Below are 14,814 nucleotides of genomic sequence, written 5' to 3'. Positions count from 1 at the left end.
TCAGGAAATAACATCCAATCGACCGTATCAGACCGAGCATCACCTTCTCGTTTCTTCTGGGACTCCGCCACCATCCGTTGTCGCTTGGCCGCTCTCCACGGAACCCGAATCCGCTCCAGTATCCGCCACTTGCGAACTATCGGCACTCTCGGCGTACTCGTATGGCGCACGATCCCCCTCAGTTCCCTCGTAGGTAGGATTTCGAACCCACTCGCCGTTTTCGTCCTCGATCAGATATTCTCCGTAGTAGGGAACCCGTCGATCGACAGTATCCGTGAGCGCGGCCTCGATAGCCTCCCTGGAGCAGTCACCGAGGGACCGTAGATCGTCGTTTCGGTTGAGACAGCCCTTGAGATAGCCGTCGTGAGTGACACGGACGCGATGGCAGTTCTCACAGAACTCTCGATTCCCGACGGGATCGACGACCTCGACGAGCCCGCCGTCGGCCGCTGCCGGTGGCCCAGGCTGGCGACCGATCCAGTATCGCGTCCGGTCGTGCATTTCCCGGCAGGTGACCGCCTCGGCCTGCTCGGTCAGCCAGCCGTGGACGCGGTCGATGTCGACCGCCCACTCGGGCCGCCCGGCGAGTTCGGGCATGTACTCGATGAGTTGCAGGCGAAGTCCCTCGTTTGCGGCGACGTGCTCGACCATCTCGGGGACGTACCCCGCGGTGTGCTCGAAGACGACCATGTTGAGTTTCACCGGCGCAAGACCGGCATCGAGGGCAGCCTCGACGCCCTCCAGCACGCGATCGTAGGCGCCAGACTCGGTCAGTGTCGCGAAGTCCTCGGGATCGAGGGCATCCTGTGAGACGTTGACCCGTTCGAGACCAGCCGCTGACAGGCCTTTGGCTCGGTCGGGGAGGAACGTCCCGTTGGTCGTCAGCGAGATCGCGAGCTCGTCGGGCGACCGACGAACGATTTCTTCTAAATCAGCCCGGAGCATCGGCTCGCCGCCAGTGAACTTTACCGCTTCAAGGCCGTAATCGGTGGCGACCTCGAGAACGCGGACGACCTCCTCGGTCGAGAGTTCCTCCTCGGCGGGAGCCATCGGCCCGCGCGTGTCGCCCAGCCCTTCGTTGTGACAGTAGACGCAGTCGAAATTACACCGGTCGGTCAGCGATACCCGCAGGCCGGTGAGTTCGCGACCGAAGCCGTCCTCCAGCATCTATTCCTACCACGGGTGCCGGCGTCAAATAGGCCACGCCGAACGGCGTTCACGAGACCTGCTCGATCGCCCCACAGTTCAAGTACCAGAGCGCGACCAGTATCGCTGTCGTGTCGGGCCGATGGACGAGTACCGACGGGCAGCAAGGGGAAGGGCAGTGAGCGACCGCGCTCTCGTTGTGGCGTCCTCCGAGAAGGGGTGGCACTGCGGAGAGACGGCCTGGCACGACGATCGTATCCGGCCGGCAGCGAGTTGGCATCAGGGGGACACATTCGTCGTCCCCTCCTTTCGATCCGTCGTTCGGGGGTTCGATTTCGCCCGTTTCGAGGGGATCTACCGCCGCTCGAATGGAGTGTGGACGGCCTTTCTCGCCTGCTGGTTTGCCATCGAGCCGTGGCTCCAGGAGTCGGTGTCTGATCCCCGGGGTGATGGCGCGCTCGTGGCGATCCGATCGGCCCGGGACGCGGGAGCGTTGCGCACCTGGCTCCGGGCGGCAAGGGATACGGTCGCCGATGCCGTCCGTGCGGGGGAACTCTCGGGCGCAGACGCTCGAGAGCGATTGCTGGCGGGAGTTCGTCGTCGGGCGAGAGGACGGGAGGTGATCGCGGGTTGCAGATCGCATGAGTGACCCGTCACTCGCGACCCTTTTGTGATCGGCCCGGCTACCGACATGCGTGACCGATACGGGAGACCAAAGGGAAGGTGTCCCTGGGGACGACGAGCCTGATCCGGTTGTCGATCCGTCCGCTGACGCCGCCCGCCAGCGCGTGGCGCGTGCCGTCGATCGAGGCGACATGGTGACCATTTTCGGTCGCTGTCGCGTCGAGTACGACGGCCGCGCGACCAGTACGCTCGGCCCCGGCGATCGGCTGCTCGTCCTCAAGCCCGACGGGACAGCCCTGGTTCACACCGACGAGGGCCACCAACCGGTCAACTGGCAGCCGCCGGGGTCGACCCACGAGGTCGAACTCGCGAACGGCAACCTGCGGATCGAGAGCCACCGGACCGGTCCCGAGGAACACCTCGAGGTTACTTTCGAGTCCATCCGCCACGTCACGACTGTCGACGTGACTGATCCCGAGGAACTGTCGCTGTCAGGCACCGAAGAGGATCTCCGGGAGCGCGTCCTCGCCGATCCCGGACTGATCGAACCGGGGTTCGAGGCGCTCGCGACTGAGCGAGCGACGCCGGCTGGTGCGATCGACATCTATGGCGAGGACGAGGCCGGCCGGGCAGTGGTCGTCGAACTCAAGCGTCGGCGGGTCGGGCCGGATGCCGTCGGGCAACTCAGCCGGTACGTGGACGCGTTAGCCAGGGACCTCCACGCCGACCGGGAGATCCGTGGCATCCTCGTTGCCCCGTCGGCGACGGATCGGGCGCGGGAACTCCTCGCCCAGAAGGGCATGGAGTTCGTGGTACTCGATCCGACATCCGAGAAGAGTGACGGCCGCGTTCGCTGACCGCCGGCTGTCGGCCCATTCCTTTACTCACTGGCCGTCCAACGTATGCCCGTGCAACCGAAGGTGTGTGTCGTCGGCGCCGGTATCGCGGGAGCAGGTGCGGCCTACGCCCTCCGGGAGGCAGCCGACGTGACAGTCTTCGAAGCCGCCACGGTCGGCGGGCGGATGGTAGCGGGTCACCGCAACGGCTGTGTCTACGATTATGGAGCCAACTACGTCGACCCGCCCGACGAGCGCGTCGAAGAACGCTTGCGTTCCGTTGTCGGTGACGCTCTCGTCGAGACGACGGACGACGTGTGGATATTCGACGAAACCGGCGAGGTCGACGAAGGCCGACCGAATCAGGGCGTCAAGCTGAGCGGCCGCGACGGGATCGACCGGATCGTCCGGGCGTTTCTCGACGCCGGCGGAGCAACCGTCCGGGAACACACGCCCGTCGAGCACCTCATCCGGACGGCCGACGGCTGGCGGGTCACTGCCGGCGACGACGCGGCCGAGTACGACGCAATCGTCGTCACGCCACCTACGTGGAACCTCTTCGCCGATGCGGACTGGAACGCCGACCTCCGAGAGGATCTCGTGGCCGCCCGAAAACGGCAGTCCTACCGGACGATCGATTCGGTGGCGCTACACTATCCCTTCGAACTCGATCGACCTTATTATGCGCTGGTCAATACGGACAAAGAACACGCCGTCGGCTGGCTTTCTCGGGAATCGTGCAAACCGGGTCACGTTCTCGGGGAGGAGGCAATACTGATCGTTCAACTGAGCCCAGCCTGGAGCGCGGGGCGACCGGACGCGACGCCTGCAGCGGCGGCCGATGCAGCGGCCGAACACGCGGCGGCGCTCCTCGGGGACGATCGGTTAGCCCAACCGGACTGGTGGGACCACGAGCGTTTCAGGCACGCTCTCCCCGGCGATCGGGTCAATCCAGCGCTGTTCGAGTACGCCCTCGGGCACGACCTCGGACTCGCCGGTGACTGGCTGGCGGGAACCGGCCGAACCCACGCGGCCCTCGAGACCGGATTGGACGCCGGGCGACGTCTCGCAGCGAGAAACTGACGGCAAGGAAGAAGATTTATTTCCCGGACGCTGGACCGGCGAGTATGGCACTTGATCCGACAGCGGGCGACGCGAGTCCGCTCACTGACTACGTCGCCGAGGGAGCACGTATTGCCGCAATCTTGCTTATCTGGGGCATCATCGCCGTCGCGGTCTCCTGGGTGTTCGACGACGTCATCGCGGCCAGCCGGCCGGGAATCTTTGGGGTGAACGTTGGGGCCATCTTCTGGCTAACGGGCGTCCTCAACGGCCTCCTGTACGTCTGCTTCCGGACGGTCGATCACTACCGTCGGTGATCGACGATTTCCCGGGTAGGAACGGCTGACCGACCGTACGTCGAATCGTTCCGGATCATCATGCTCGATCCGAAAATACAGGGATTTCGAGCAAGGTTGCCTCACAGCCCTCACAGGAGACTGTCGCGACCTCGTACTCGTTACAGCACGAGGTGACGGTTTCGGTGTCGAAGGACGCCTGTCCACCGCAGTCGGGGCAAAACTCCAGGTACAGCCGTACGCTCCCGGCGAACTGACTCCGCTCGACGGGTGACCGCTCCGTCCAGTCGTCGTCCCGCTGTTCGAACACGCGACAGGCGCCGAGATCGGCGACCATCGCAGGGCGTGAGACCCACTGACCCACGAGCTGTCCGTCCTGACGGGCGTGGACGACTTGGTCGTCCGTTTCGATCCGGACTGTCCCGTCCACGGCGAAGACATCGGCGATGACTGCTTCAGGGTTCGCATCATCGAGTTCGTCGATCGCCGTTCGCCAGGCCGTCTGAAACGACGGAACCAGTTCGAAGTCATCACCGTCAGCGGTAAACTGTAAGCACTCGATGTCGACCAGTGTTCGTTCGACGTCCCGATGTCGATTATCGGCCGTTTCCTCTGTTCGTGCTCGCTTCTCCGAGAGTGCCTCCCACGTCTCCGCACACCCTCCGCCGTCAACCGATTCAGAGACCGCTTGTTTATGTTGTTCGTACCCCTGTTCGTCGTCGTGCAATTCACCCGCCATACTGAATCCGATTAGAATGATATATTTTTAAACCTACTGGTTGTGAGGCTCCCGGCTGCTCGCTCCGACTGGTGGATCGGGGACATCGCGGCGTGATGGGGTATCGAGACCATCATGGGTGGCCCACCGAGTGGGGCCGTTCAGGCCGATCCCTCAGTGTTCGTGGCCGGGCTGTCCGTGGCCGTCGTGTCCATGGTCGTGGCCGTGATCGGTCTGGGCGCGTCCGTCAGCTCCTGAATCGCCGCCGACTACGACGACTTTCACCTGCTTGACGCCCCCGATTGCCCGCAGTCGATTGGCGAGTTCATCAATCTCGCCGGCGGTACCGTCGACCACGAGCGTCTCCATGCAGCGGTCCTCAGAGAGGTGGATGTGCTGGACGGACGTGACGACATCGGCATACTCGTGTTGGATGGTCTGGAGGCGTCCCGCGACATCGCTGTCGTGGTCGTGTTCGTGAGCGATGACGATCGTCCCGTAGTGACGCGTCTCGTCGCCCCGTTCCCACTCGTAGGTCGTAAAGAAGTCCCGAAGTGCGTCCCGGGCCGCTTCCGATCGACTGGCGTAGTCCCAGTCCTCGACGATTCCGTCGAGTTGGTCGGTCATGTCGGGCGGCAACGTCAGACTTACCCGATCGAGGTCTTCGGCCATACCTCTGCTTGACCCGGCGGCCATATCAGCCTTGCAGCTTCCGTTCTCAGTATTACTCAAACTCCGAAACGTATTATTACCCGGGGCGGCCTACGCACGACTATCGATGCATATCCTCGACGGCTACCTCGATCTGTGGGTCGCTGCGGTCGCCGCCTTGGCGTCGATTGCCGTCTTGGCGCTGGCGGCCCGACGCTCCGCGGGTGCACTGGATGGACCACGCGCGCCGCTTCTCGGCGTGACCGCAGCCGCGATCTTCGCCGCACAGATGTTGAACCTCCCCATCCCCGGCGGGACGAGCGTCCACTTCGTCGGCGGGGCCTTCGCGGCTATTCTGCTCGGTCCGCATCTGGCGGCACTGGCGATGACCGCCGTCGTGGCAGTCCAGGCGCTGGTCTTTGGCGACGGTGGGATCGTCGTCCTCGGCGGGAACGTCCTTTCGATGGCGATCGTCGAAGTGTACGTCGGCTACGCTGTCTTCCGCCTACTCCGTCCGTATCACGAGCGCGCCGCCGTCGTGGCGGCGGCCTGGACAGGAATCACCCTCGCGGCCCTCACGAGTGGGGTCATGTTGGGGATTTCCAAGGCGTTCGCCTACGACGTGGGGACCGTGCTGTCGATCATGGGCTGGTGGCACGCCCTGCTCGGTGTCGCCGAGGGGGCGATCACGTTGCTCGCCTACGAGTTCGTCGCCCAGGCCCGTCCCGACCTACTGGCCGACCGGACGGCAGCGATCGATCGCCGTCGACTCCTGGCCCGTGGTGGGGCCGTCGTCGGTGGATTGGTCGTCCTGTCTCCGGCGTTCGCCTGGGCTGCCGGCCGGGTCGGATATACCGAGCCCTTAGAACACGCCGCGGAGGCGACCGGCGCGACCGCCCACGCCGTGACGACGCTGCCGGGGCTGCTGCCGGACTACGGGATCCCGGGAGTCGATCCCTACGTCGGGACGCTCCTCTCGGGGCTCGTCGGCGCGGCGCTCGTGCTGGCGATCGGCTGGCTCGCCGGACGCCCGCTGACCGCAGACCGTGAGCCACGCTGACCCCGTCAGCCGGTCGGCCGGCACGCTGGCCGACCGGACTCGTGGCGTCCTCCGGGACGAACGTGTCGCCGGACGGTCGGGCTGGCTCCAGACCGTCCACCCGGTGGTGAAACTCCTGGGTCTCTTCGCGCTGGTCATCATCACGGTCACCTTCGACACGCCGGGACCGCCGGCAGGGATGCTCGCGCTGACGGCCGGACTGGTCGCCCTCTCCCGCGTCCCACTTCGAACGCACGTGCTCCGAACGGGCGTGCCGATGGCGGTCTCGCTGGTGATCGTCGCACCACAGGCCGTGCTCTTTCCCGGACCGACCTTGGTCGGTCCGATCACCGTCCCCGGCGCGGAATACGTGGCGACGTTCGCCCTCCGGGTCGGGGCGAGCGTCTCGCTGCTCGGACTGTTGCTCTCGACCACCCGGTTCGCGTCGTTGCTCGGCGCACTCCGGACGCTCCGCGTCCCACGGACAGCCATCACGCTACTCGCGATCACCTATCGGTACCTGCTGGTCGTCTTCGAGGAACTCTCGCGACTGGTGCTCGCACGCCGAAGTCGACGAATTCGGGCCGCCACGCTCCGGGAGTCCTGGCGGGAGGCCGGATCGCTGCTGGGCGCTTTCCTCTTGGGAGCACTGGATCGCGGCGAACGCGTCGGCCGTGCGGCTCGATCGCGCGGCGGAACGGCGGGCCGGGCGTACACCCACAGGCACGCGATCGGCATCGCCGACGCCGCGTTCGCGTTCGTCGTCTTCGCGACGGTCGCCGCGGGGGTGTTGCTAACGTGAATGCCCTCGCTGCTCGCGGCCTCCGATTTACGTATCCCGACGGGACACCCGCGCTCGAGGGGATCGATCTGACGATCGAGATGGGCGAGCGCGTGGCGATCCTCGGCCCCAACGGCGCTGGCAAGAGTACGCTGCTGTCGTTGCTCGCCGGCCTGCGGGAGCCAGCAGGCGGCGAGGTGTCTTACTTCGGGACCGACGAGCCGGCCGATGAACTCCGGGATCGCATTGCCCATTGCCCGCAAGCACCGGCGGACTACCTATTCAACGCGAGCGTTCGGGAAGACCTCGAATACGGGCCGGCTCAACTCAGTATCGACCGTCGGGACGCCGAGCAACGGGTCGACGCCCTCGCCGCCGAGTTCGATCTCGAAAGCTTGCTGGAGAAGCCGCCGTTCCGACTGAGTGGGGGCGAACAACGCCGGGCGGCCCTGGCCGCTGCCCTCGCTGTCGAACCCGATCTCCTCCTGCTGGACGAACCCGTCACCGACGTGGACGCCGGCCACCGGGAGACGATTCTCGATGCCCTCGACGCGCGCCACGAGGCGGGCGCGACGATTGTTGTCTCGACTCCCGACGCCGATCTGGTCCCTCACGTCGCCGATCGGGTCGTCCTGCTGGATCGCACGGGCGCCGTCGTTCGGGACGGGCCAGTCCGAGCGGTGCTCACTGACGGTGATATCCTCCGGGACGTGGGCGTCTCGCCGCCACAACTCGTCGACGCCTTCCAGCGGGCCGGCGTTGAGGATCCGCCGCTGACCGTCGAAGAAGCTTCCGAGCGACTGCAGGACGGTTCCCGGACCTGATCCAAAGGGCTGTTACTCGTCCCTGTGTCTCCTCTGGCATGGACACCCGTGAGGTGACCCGCGAACTCGTCTCCATCCCGAGCCACCGCGGCCCCGGCAGCGACGAGTCCGCGGCTGGCGAGTGGCTCGCCGACTGGCTTGCGGAACAGACCGACGCCACCGTCGAGCACGACGGCGCCGGCAACGTACTCGCCCGGCGCGGCGAGGGAACCACACTCGCGCTGGTCGGCCATCACGACGTTGTCCCACCGGACGACCGCCAGATCACTGACGGCGAGTACGTCGTCGAGGAACGCGACGGCCGACTGTACGGACGTGGAAGCGCCGACATGAAGGGATCGCTGGCCGCGATGCTGACCGCGTTCCGGGACGCCGATCGGCCGGCTGGCGTCGAACTCGTCTTTGCCTCCTTCGCCGGGGAAGAACAGGGTGGCGAGGGCTGTCGGGCGGCGATCGAGAACGGGTTCGCACCCGACTATGCGATCGTCGGGGAGGGATCGACCGGCTATTCGGCGGCAGGCGTCACGGACGTCGCCATCGCTCACAAGGGGCGGCGCGGAAGCACGGTCGTCGCCCGCGGGGAGAGCGCCCACGCCAGCGAGGTCGCCGCGGGCGAGAACGCGATCTACCGTGCGACCGACGCCGTCGACGTGCTTCGTGATCTCGAATTCCCATCGACGACCGTCCGGGGCCACGACCTCGACGGCAGCCTCGCCGTCACGGAAATCGAGGGGGGTTCGGCCTGGAACGTGATCCCCGAACGCTGTGACGTGACTGTCGACGAGCGGACGGTCCCCGGCGAGCGTGCGCCCCTCGAACGTGTCGAGGCGATCGACGGCGTCACCTGGACCGTCGAGCAGGACCTCCCGCCGATGGCCTGCGGAGACGAGGACTTCGCCGATGCCGTGCGACGAGCCGCCGAGGGCGCTCAGGATGGCGATCCCGAGTACGTCGTCAAACCCCACGCCACCGACGCCGGCTGGCTCGCCGACAGCGGGACCGAGTGTGTCGTCATCGGCGCGGCCGAACCCAGCCAGGCCCACACGGCCACCGAGAGCGTCTCGCTGTCCGTGGTGGATCGCTGTGCCCGGATCTATCGATCGCTCGTCGCGGCATTCGACGCTCCCGGCCCGGAATGATCGCCGACCGTCGGGACTTTGGGAACCCCGACCGAACGCCGGGACATGTCGAGTGACACACCCGAGGCCTACGACGACATGCTCGAACACGTGCGACAACTCTCCTACGTCGAGGACGCCGGCGGTATCCTGCGATGGGACCAGCAGGTGATGATGCCGGCGGGTGGCACGCCGGCACGGTCGAAACAGCAGTCGGCACTCTCGACGCTCCATCACGACTTGCTGACCGACGACGACCTGGCGGGCTATCTCGACGCCCTCGAAGACGCGGCGCTCGATCCCGACCAGCAGGCCGTGGTTCGTGAAGTACGGCGGGAACACGAACGCGCCCGAAAGGTGCCCCGCGATCTGGTCGAGCGCATCTCCGAGGCAACGAGCGAGGCGTTGCCGGTCTGGGAGCAGGCCCGAGAGGAGGATGACTTCGAGCGCTACGCCCCGGTCCTCGAAGAACTGGTCGAACTCCGTCGGGAGTACGCACAAGCGATCGATCCGGACCGCGATCCCTACGAAGTGCTCTTCGAGGAGTTCGAGCCGTACCTCGGGCTGGATACCGCCGAGCGCGTCCTCGAAGAACTCCGGGCGGAACTGCCCGACCTGATCGACGCCGTCGCGGCGAGTGACGTGACCCAGCCCCGCCCGTTCGACGGGTCCTACGACGTCGACGACCAGGAAAAACTGGTCCGGACTGCCCTCGACGAACTGGGCTTCGACTGGGATCGGGGTCGCCTGGACACCTCTGCTCATCCGTTCACTTCGGGGACCCAGTTCGACGCCCGGATCACGACCCGCTTCGATCCGGAGAAACCCCTGGACTCGCTGTCATCGACGATCCACGAGTTCGGCCACGCAACTTACGCCCTTGGGCTACCAGACGAGGAGTACGGGACGCCGCTGGGCCAGCCCCGAAATCTGACTGTCCACGAGTCCCAGTCCCGTCTCTGGGAGAATCACGTCGGTCGCTCGCGAGCGTTCTGGGAGAACTTCACGCCGACCGTCGAGGACCATCTCGGCGTCGAGACCACGCCCGAGGCGGCCTACGGCGCGGCCAACCGTGTCTACGACGACAATCTCATCCGGGTCGAGGCGGACGAACTCACCTACCACATGCATATCCTCGTCCGCTTCGAGATCGAACGGGACCTGATCGCGGGCGATCTCGACGTGCGCGAGGTGCCGTCTGTCTGGAACGACAAGATGGCAGAGTACCTGGGGATCCGACCCGACACCGACGCCGAGGGCTGTCTGCAGGACATCCACTGGACGAACGGCACGTTCGGCTACTTCCCGACGTACTCGCTGGGCAGCGTCCTGGCGGCCCAACTCTATGCCGCCGCCGAGGACGAGCTCGGATCCATCGCCGAGGACGTCCGCGCCGGGGAGTTCGATGACCTCCGGACGTGGATGACCGAGCACGTCCACCGTCACGGCCGGCGCTATACCACCGACGAGCTGATCCGCGAGGCGACTGGCGAGGACTACACCGCCGAGTACTTCATCGAGTACGCCACCGAGAAGTACGGCGCACTGTACGACCTTTGAGGCCGGCGTCGCTACGCTCTGCCCTTCGTTTCCGTGTGGCCGAGCAGCTACGCCAGGTTGAAGAGAAACCCGAGTAGTCCGACGACGACCGTCAGCGTTAGCATCTTCCCGACGGGGATATCGTGGGCGACGGCGAGACCGACGCCCTGGATCACCGCTTGCCAGACGAACGTGACGAAACTCGTCAGCAGGGTAAGCGGCGATGCAGTCGTCGTCGAGTTTTCGAGGAATCCCGCGGCGGCCGCCGGATCGGCAGGCACGTCTCCTAGCACTGCGAACAGTCCGATCCCTGTTAGCGGAAGAAAGACGATGGTGACGAGTTCGGATTCGCCGACGACTGCCAACGTCGTTCCGAATCCGCCATCGCCGTCAGCGAACCAGACGAACACGTGGAGGACGGCCGCGAGGAGGAGCCACCCGACGACGACGCCGATCGCGATTCCGAAGACCGCGTCGCTGACCGTGCCGCTGACCTCTGACCGTGTTGCCGGCGAGATGTCGATCCGGTCGAAGAGGCGATTCATGAATACCCAGAGGAGTGCCGACAGGGCGAGTGCCTCTAGAAGGACAATTCCTGATGCGAACGGAAGGGAGGGCCGCTCGACCCGCTGGTAGTACTCGCGGGGATTTAGCAGGGGGGTCTTCGGCATTGTGTTGTCATCTGTCAGTAGCATCTCAGTAAACATTTCGGTGTTCCGAACGCGTCGCTTATTCCCGATCGATCCGAAACGTCCGCTATGTCACTGCCGGAACTCGATCCGGAGCAACTCGATCGGTACTCCCGACAGGTTGTCCTCGATGCCGTCGGCCCCGACGGACAGGGTGCCTTGCTGGACGCGTCGGTCCTGATCGTCGGCGTCGGCGGCCTGGGATCGCCGGTCGCCCAGTACCTCGCTGGGGCCGGCGTCGGTCGACTCGGCCTCGTCGATGGGGACAGCGTCGAACGGTCGAACCTCCAGCGCCAGGTGATCCACGGGACCGACGATATCGGGCGTCCGAAGGTCGACAGCGCCGCCGAGTTCGTCGCCGATCTCGATCCCAATGTCTCCGTCGAGACCTACGAAACCGATCTGACGCCCGATAACGCCGCGTCGCTGATCGCCGAGTACGACGTCGTCGTCGACGCGACGGACAACTTCCCGGCGCGCTTTCTCGTCAACGACGCCTGTACGCTCGCCGGGACGCCGTTCGTCCACGGCGCTGTCTATCGCTTCGAGGGACAGGTAGCCACCTTCGACGGGTCGGGTCCTTGCTATCGGTGTCTGTTCCCGGAAGCCCCGCCGGAAGGGGCGATCCCTGACTGTGCGACCGCCGGCGTTCTGGGCGTCCTTCCGGGCACGATCGGGACCATCCAGGCGACCGAGGTCCTCAAACATCTCGTCGGCGTCGGCGACGCCCTCACCGGCCGGGTGCTGCATTACGACGCCCGAACCGTCGATTTCGAGTCCGTCCCGCTCCGGGCGCGTCCGGACTGTCCGATCTGTGGCGACCAGCCCGCCATCGACGCCGTGACCGAAGCGAACTACGCGGGCGAATGCACCCTTCCGGAGTGATTTGAGACACGGTCCGGTCCGAACTCGTCATTCTCTTGTTATCATCCTCGATACTCAGAACCATGGTCTTTTGCGCTATCCTATCGAAGCTGAGATATAGATGCCCCAATTCGCGACCCGCGAGTGGCCCGTCAGCCGTGAGATGCCCGGGTACGTCGAGTTAGTCTTTTCGTTGGTCATCGTCTGGGGGTTCGCCGACACACTTTCGACAGTGGTCGCGATGACGGCTACCGGATCGGCCGCGGCGGAGATCAATCCATGGATCCGGACGCTGTTGACTCACGAGCCGCTGCTCGTGATCGTCCTCAAAGGGGCCGTGGCGCTGTACGTCGGCGTCGTGCTGGTAGCCTGTCGGGACGTGGTCGAGACGGTGCCCGGGTGGCGACTCTGGTTTCTGGGCGTGATCGCGGCGGGAACAGTCGTGGTCGTCCAGAACCTCGCTGTCGTCGCCATGGCGTTGTAATCAGAACGGGAACCTCTCGCGCATTTGCTCTACCAGTGAGTCCGGGCTATCGTCCGTTTCCGGACCGATCACGGTCTCGTCGGGACGGATGATCGTCCGCTCCTCGCGTTCTGTGACTTCGATGAGGTCCTCGGCTTTGAGATCAGCCAGTGCGGTTTCTAGCCGGTCGATGTCGATGTCGGCTCGCGAGCGGATCTCGAAGACCGTCATCCCCTCTTCGGCCCGTTCCGCGAGGGCGTCAAGCACCGCCATCTCGGCTTCGTCCCGATCGCGGTACTCCGGCTTGACTTGCATGCCTCCGCTTTCGATTGGCTGGCTCTTACGCTTGTCCCCGGGCACCGGCTGACTCTCCCAAACAGTACGCTTATATCTTGGAGGGGGCGACTTCATGGCAATGGGTATCAAGTGTTCGCTGTTCGGCCACGCGTACGGCGAGACGGCCGTCGAACGCGACCGCGAGGAACAGGGGAGCGAGGTCGTCATCACGATCCGTGAGGTCGAGACCTGCAAGCGCTGTGGAGAGACCCGCGTCATCTCCCAGAACAAGGAAGTGACGACCATCGAGACTCCCGAAGAGGTATCGGCCGCCGGGAATGGCGGGGATGGGAGTGATCCGTCAGGCGGGGACGAGGAGACGAACGAAGCCGCGGGCGGACCGACGACCGAGGCGTCAGTCGGCACCGAGATCGTCGACGCTGAAGCCGGGGGGTCGGTATCGCCGACCGAGTCGGGCGAATCCGACAACGTAACCACCGGCTCAGACGCCGGAAGCGTCGAGGATGCAGGAACGGGTCTCGACATGGCAAGCGATGAGGAGATCCCGCCCCCCTCCGAAGACGACGGCATCATTCTCGATGATGACGACGAGCCAGACCGTGAACCCGGCGAATGGCCCGAGGAGACGGGCCCATCCGAACGGGGGCACGGTCCGGAGTCGGCGGGCGGGACCGAACGGATTCCCGACGACGATTCGGGTGAATCAACCGGCGAGATAGTCGATGACTCTGCACGGACCGGGGAGACCGCTGAGGGAGCGACGACCGACGAACATTCCCCGGTAGGACGAGCCGAGGACTCGGAAGTCTGGTCGAAGGCCGATCCGGACCTGGACGCCGAACGGCCCGACGGTACGGTGACAGTGCCAGACGGGCAGTTCCGCTGTCCGGAGTGTGAGTTCACGACGCCGGTCGAGTCGTCGTCGCTTCGGGAGGGGGATTTTTGTCCGGAGTGTCACCAGGGAACGCTCCGCCACGAATCCGGGTGACGAAGCCGACGCGAAAAGGGTAAACCTACCCTTCACGAACGGCTGGCCATGCGCGAGTACAAGATGCGTCGCGGCGAATATCTCGAGGAACGGATCCCCGACATGGAGGCCACTGTCGAGGACTACTTCGGCCCGATCACCGGGACCGAGCCCTACGAGCATACCGAACTGTTCATAATCGAGGACCCGACCAATCCCGTCTTCAAGCGCGTCACCGTCGGTACCGTGCCCTACGACGGCAAGAAAGACAAACTCGCGCTCGACATCGAGGAACGCCCAGCCGAGGAGGTCATCGCCGAGGGAGACGTCGAGGCCGCCGAGGACGCCGTCTCGATCAAAAATGACTTTCTCGAGGAAGCGACCGGCCGGGACGCCAAAGCCCGCCGCGATTCGATGAAACGATCGGTCGAAGACGATCCCGACGCACCAGACGACGTCGCCTGACGCCTCCCTGGCTTTCGATTACTGCCCGAGCCGTTCGCGACTGATGGCGACGCCGGAGGGCGTGATAATCAACTGGTCGTCGTCCTTCTGGACGATGTCTCCGCCGACCTCGTTGGCCACCTGTTTGAGTTCGTCGCTGATGTGTTCCATCTCCCGATCTTTGGTGGTGTGACGCGTGATATCGGCGACGACCACGTCGCCGTCGTACACGGCGTCTTTGATCTCGATGACATCCTGTTTCTCCCCGATTCTCGCAATCCGGACCTGTGTCTTTGCTTTCTCGGCGGCCAGATTGACGTCGTCGGCGTCGAGTTCCACGTAGTCCTCGGTCCGCCGAGAGGACCCTGTACCGCTCAGAATCTTGCTCATCAATCCCATACGCGTTTGAGCGGTCGGAACGGGTATAGGTTTTACGTCAGACGCAGTGCCGAGAAC

General features: G+C 65.1%; 19 protein-coding genes and 1 pseudogene. 14 read left to right on the top strand and 6 right to left on the bottom strand.

Annotation, left to right across the window (positions count from 1 at the left end):
- Positions 1–39: 39 nt before the first annotated feature.
- A complete protein-coding gene (gene moaA / locus BN2694_RS06640) occupies positions 40–1,167 on the bottom strand; it encodes a GTP 3',8-cyclase MoaA (protein ID WP_135663662.1) in 1,128 nt (375 codons plus the stop codon).
- A 157-nt stretch (positions 1,168–1,324) separates the two neighbouring features.
- Between moaA and BN2694_RS06635 the strand changes: the two genes are divergently transcribed.
- Genes BN2694_RS06635 through BN2694_RS06620 form a run of 4 tightly spaced genes read left to right on the top strand, consistent with a single transcriptional unit; the run spans position 1,325 to position 3,985 of the window.
- A complete protein-coding gene (locus tag BN2694_RS06635; protein ID WP_135663661.1) occupies positions 1,325–1,795 on the top strand; it encodes a DUF6735 family protein in 471 nt (156 codons plus the stop codon).
- Between the two features lie 46 nt (positions 1,796–1,841).
- Positions 1,842–2,627 carry an endonuclease NucS gene (gene nucS, locus BN2694_RS06630; RefSeq protein ID WP_135663660.1) on the top strand — a complete coding sequence of 262 codons (786 nt, stop codon included), beginning with the start codon at positions 1,842–1,844 and terminating at the stop codon, positions 2,625–2,627.
- Positions 2,628–2,672: 45 nt separating this feature from the next.
- A complete protein-coding gene (locus tag BN2694_RS06625) occupies positions 2,673–3,689 on the top strand; it encodes an NAD(P)/FAD-dependent oxidoreductase (protein ID WP_135663659.1) in 1,017 nt (338 codons plus the stop codon).
- A 44-nt stretch (positions 3,690–3,733) separates the two neighbouring features.
- Positions 3,734–3,985 (top strand): hypothetical protein, encoded by a 252-nt coding sequence (locus BN2694_RS06620; RefSeq protein ID WP_135663658.1) that lies wholly within the window; start codon positions 3,734–3,736, stop codon positions 3,983–3,985.
- Positions 3,986–4,043: 58 nt separating this feature from the next.
- Here BN2694_RS06620 and BN2694_RS06615 read toward each other — a convergent pair whose 3' ends face one another.
- The gene (locus BN2694_RS06615) at positions 4,044–4,703 is read right to left on the bottom strand and encodes a hypothetical protein (protein WP_135663657.1); all 660 of its coding nucleotides are present in this window, start codon (positions 4,701–4,703) and stop codon (positions 4,044–4,046) included.
- A gap of 153 nt (positions 4,704–4,856) precedes the next feature.
- Complete coding sequence (gene nikR / locus BN2694_RS06610; protein ID WP_244605378.1) at positions 4,857–5,354, bottom strand: nickel-responsive transcriptional regulator NikR; 498 nt, start codon at positions 5,352–5,354, stop codon at positions 4,857–4,859.
- 106 nt (positions 5,355–5,460) lie between these two features.
- Here nikR and BN2694_RS18005 point away from each other — a divergent pair.
- The 6 genes and pseudogenes from BN2694_RS18005 to BN2694_RS06585 form a co-directional block, all read left to right on the top strand.
- Positions 5,461–6,069, top strand: a pseudogene (locus BN2694_RS18005) (energy-coupling factor ABC transporter permease); the annotation flags it as partial.
- Between the two features lie 66 nt (positions 6,070–6,135).
- Positions 6,136–6,393 carry a PDGLE domain-containing protein gene (locus tag BN2694_RS18125; protein ID WP_394346582.1) on the top strand — a complete coding sequence of 86 codons (258 nt, stop codon included), beginning with the start codon at positions 6,136–6,138 and terminating at the stop codon, positions 6,391–6,393.
- Positions 6,380–7,174: a cobalt ECF transporter T component CbiQ gene (gene cbiQ / locus BN2694_RS06600; protein WP_135663655.1), complete on the top strand. Its 795-nt coding sequence runs from the start codon at positions 6,380–6,382 to the stop codon at positions 7,172–7,174. The genes BN2694_RS18125 and cbiQ overlap by 14 nt, the downstream gene beginning before the upstream one ends.
- Positions 7,171–7,977: an energy-coupling factor ABC transporter ATP-binding protein gene (locus tag BN2694_RS06595; RefSeq protein ID WP_135663654.1), complete on the top strand. Its 807-nt coding sequence runs from the start codon at positions 7,171–7,173 to the stop codon at positions 7,975–7,977. The genes cbiQ and BN2694_RS06595 overlap by 4 nt, the downstream gene beginning before the upstream one ends.
- A 38-nt stretch (positions 7,978–8,015) precedes the next feature.
- A complete protein-coding gene (locus BN2694_RS06590) occupies positions 8,016–9,116 on the top strand; it encodes a M20 family metallopeptidase (protein ID WP_135663653.1) in 1,101 nt (366 codons plus the stop codon).
- Between the two features lie 45 nt (positions 9,117–9,161).
- Positions 9,162–10,655, top strand: a complete 1,494-nt coding sequence (locus tag BN2694_RS06585) for a carboxypeptidase M32 (protein ID WP_135663652.1) — start codon at positions 9,162–9,164, stop codon at positions 10,653–10,655.
- Between the two features lie 47 nt (positions 10,656–10,702).
- Here BN2694_RS06585 and BN2694_RS06580 read toward each other — a convergent pair whose 3' ends face one another.
- Positions 10,703–11,305, bottom strand: coding sequence for a YIP1 family protein (locus BN2694_RS06580; protein WP_135663651.1), 603 nt, complete (start codon positions 11,303–11,305; stop codon positions 10,703–10,705).
- Between the two features lie 87 nt (positions 11,306–11,392).
- On the opposite strand from BN2694_RS06580, the gene BN2694_RS06575 reads away from it, so the two are divergent.
- Complete coding sequence (locus tag BN2694_RS06575) at positions 11,393–12,208, top strand: HesA/MoeB/ThiF family protein (protein ID WP_135663650.1); 816 nt, start codon at positions 11,393–11,395, stop codon at positions 12,206–12,208.
- Between the two features lie 100 nt (positions 12,209–12,308).
- On the top strand, positions 12,309–12,671 hold the full coding sequence (locus tag BN2694_RS06570; RefSeq protein WP_135663649.1) for a hypothetical protein: 363 nt from the start codon (positions 12,309–12,311) through the stop codon (positions 12,669–12,671).
- On the opposite strand, the gene BN2694_RS06565 is transcribed toward BN2694_RS06570, so the two are convergent.
- Positions 12,672–12,965 carry a DUF6432 family protein gene (locus BN2694_RS06565; protein ID WP_135663648.1) on the bottom strand — a complete coding sequence of 98 codons (294 nt, stop codon included), beginning with the start codon at positions 12,963–12,965 and terminating at the stop codon, positions 12,672–12,674.
- A gap of 100 nt (positions 12,966–13,065) precedes the next feature.
- Between BN2694_RS06565 and BN2694_RS06560 the strand changes: the two genes are divergently transcribed.
- Together BN2694_RS06560 and BN2694_RS06555 are read left to right on the top strand one after the other, a co-directional pair.
- Complete coding sequence (locus tag BN2694_RS06560) at positions 13,066–13,935, top strand: DUF7093 family protein (protein WP_135663647.1); 870 nt, start codon at positions 13,066–13,068, stop codon at positions 13,933–13,935.
- 48 nt (positions 13,936–13,983) lie between these two features.
- Positions 13,984–14,379: a DUF5611 family protein gene (locus BN2694_RS06555; RefSeq protein ID WP_135663646.1), complete on the top strand. Its 396-nt coding sequence runs from the start codon at positions 13,984–13,986 to the stop codon at positions 14,377–14,379.
- Positions 14,380–14,397: 18 nt separating this feature from the next.
- On the opposite strand, the gene BN2694_RS06550 is transcribed toward BN2694_RS06555, so the two are convergent.
- Entirely contained in the window at positions 14,398–14,757 is a 360-nt protein-coding gene (locus BN2694_RS06550; RefSeq protein WP_135663645.1) for a cell division protein SepF, read from the bottom strand.
- Between the last annotated feature and the right edge of the window lie 57 nt (positions 14,758–14,814).

This window comes from Halorhabdus rudnickae (assembly GCF_900880625.1).
GTDB classification, from domain to species: Archaea; Halobacteriota; Halobacteria; order Halobacteriales; family Haloarculaceae; genus Halorhabdus; species Halorhabdus rudnickae.
Note: the sequence above shows the minus strand (reverse complement) of the source record. Positions and strands in the feature narration are given on the sequence as shown.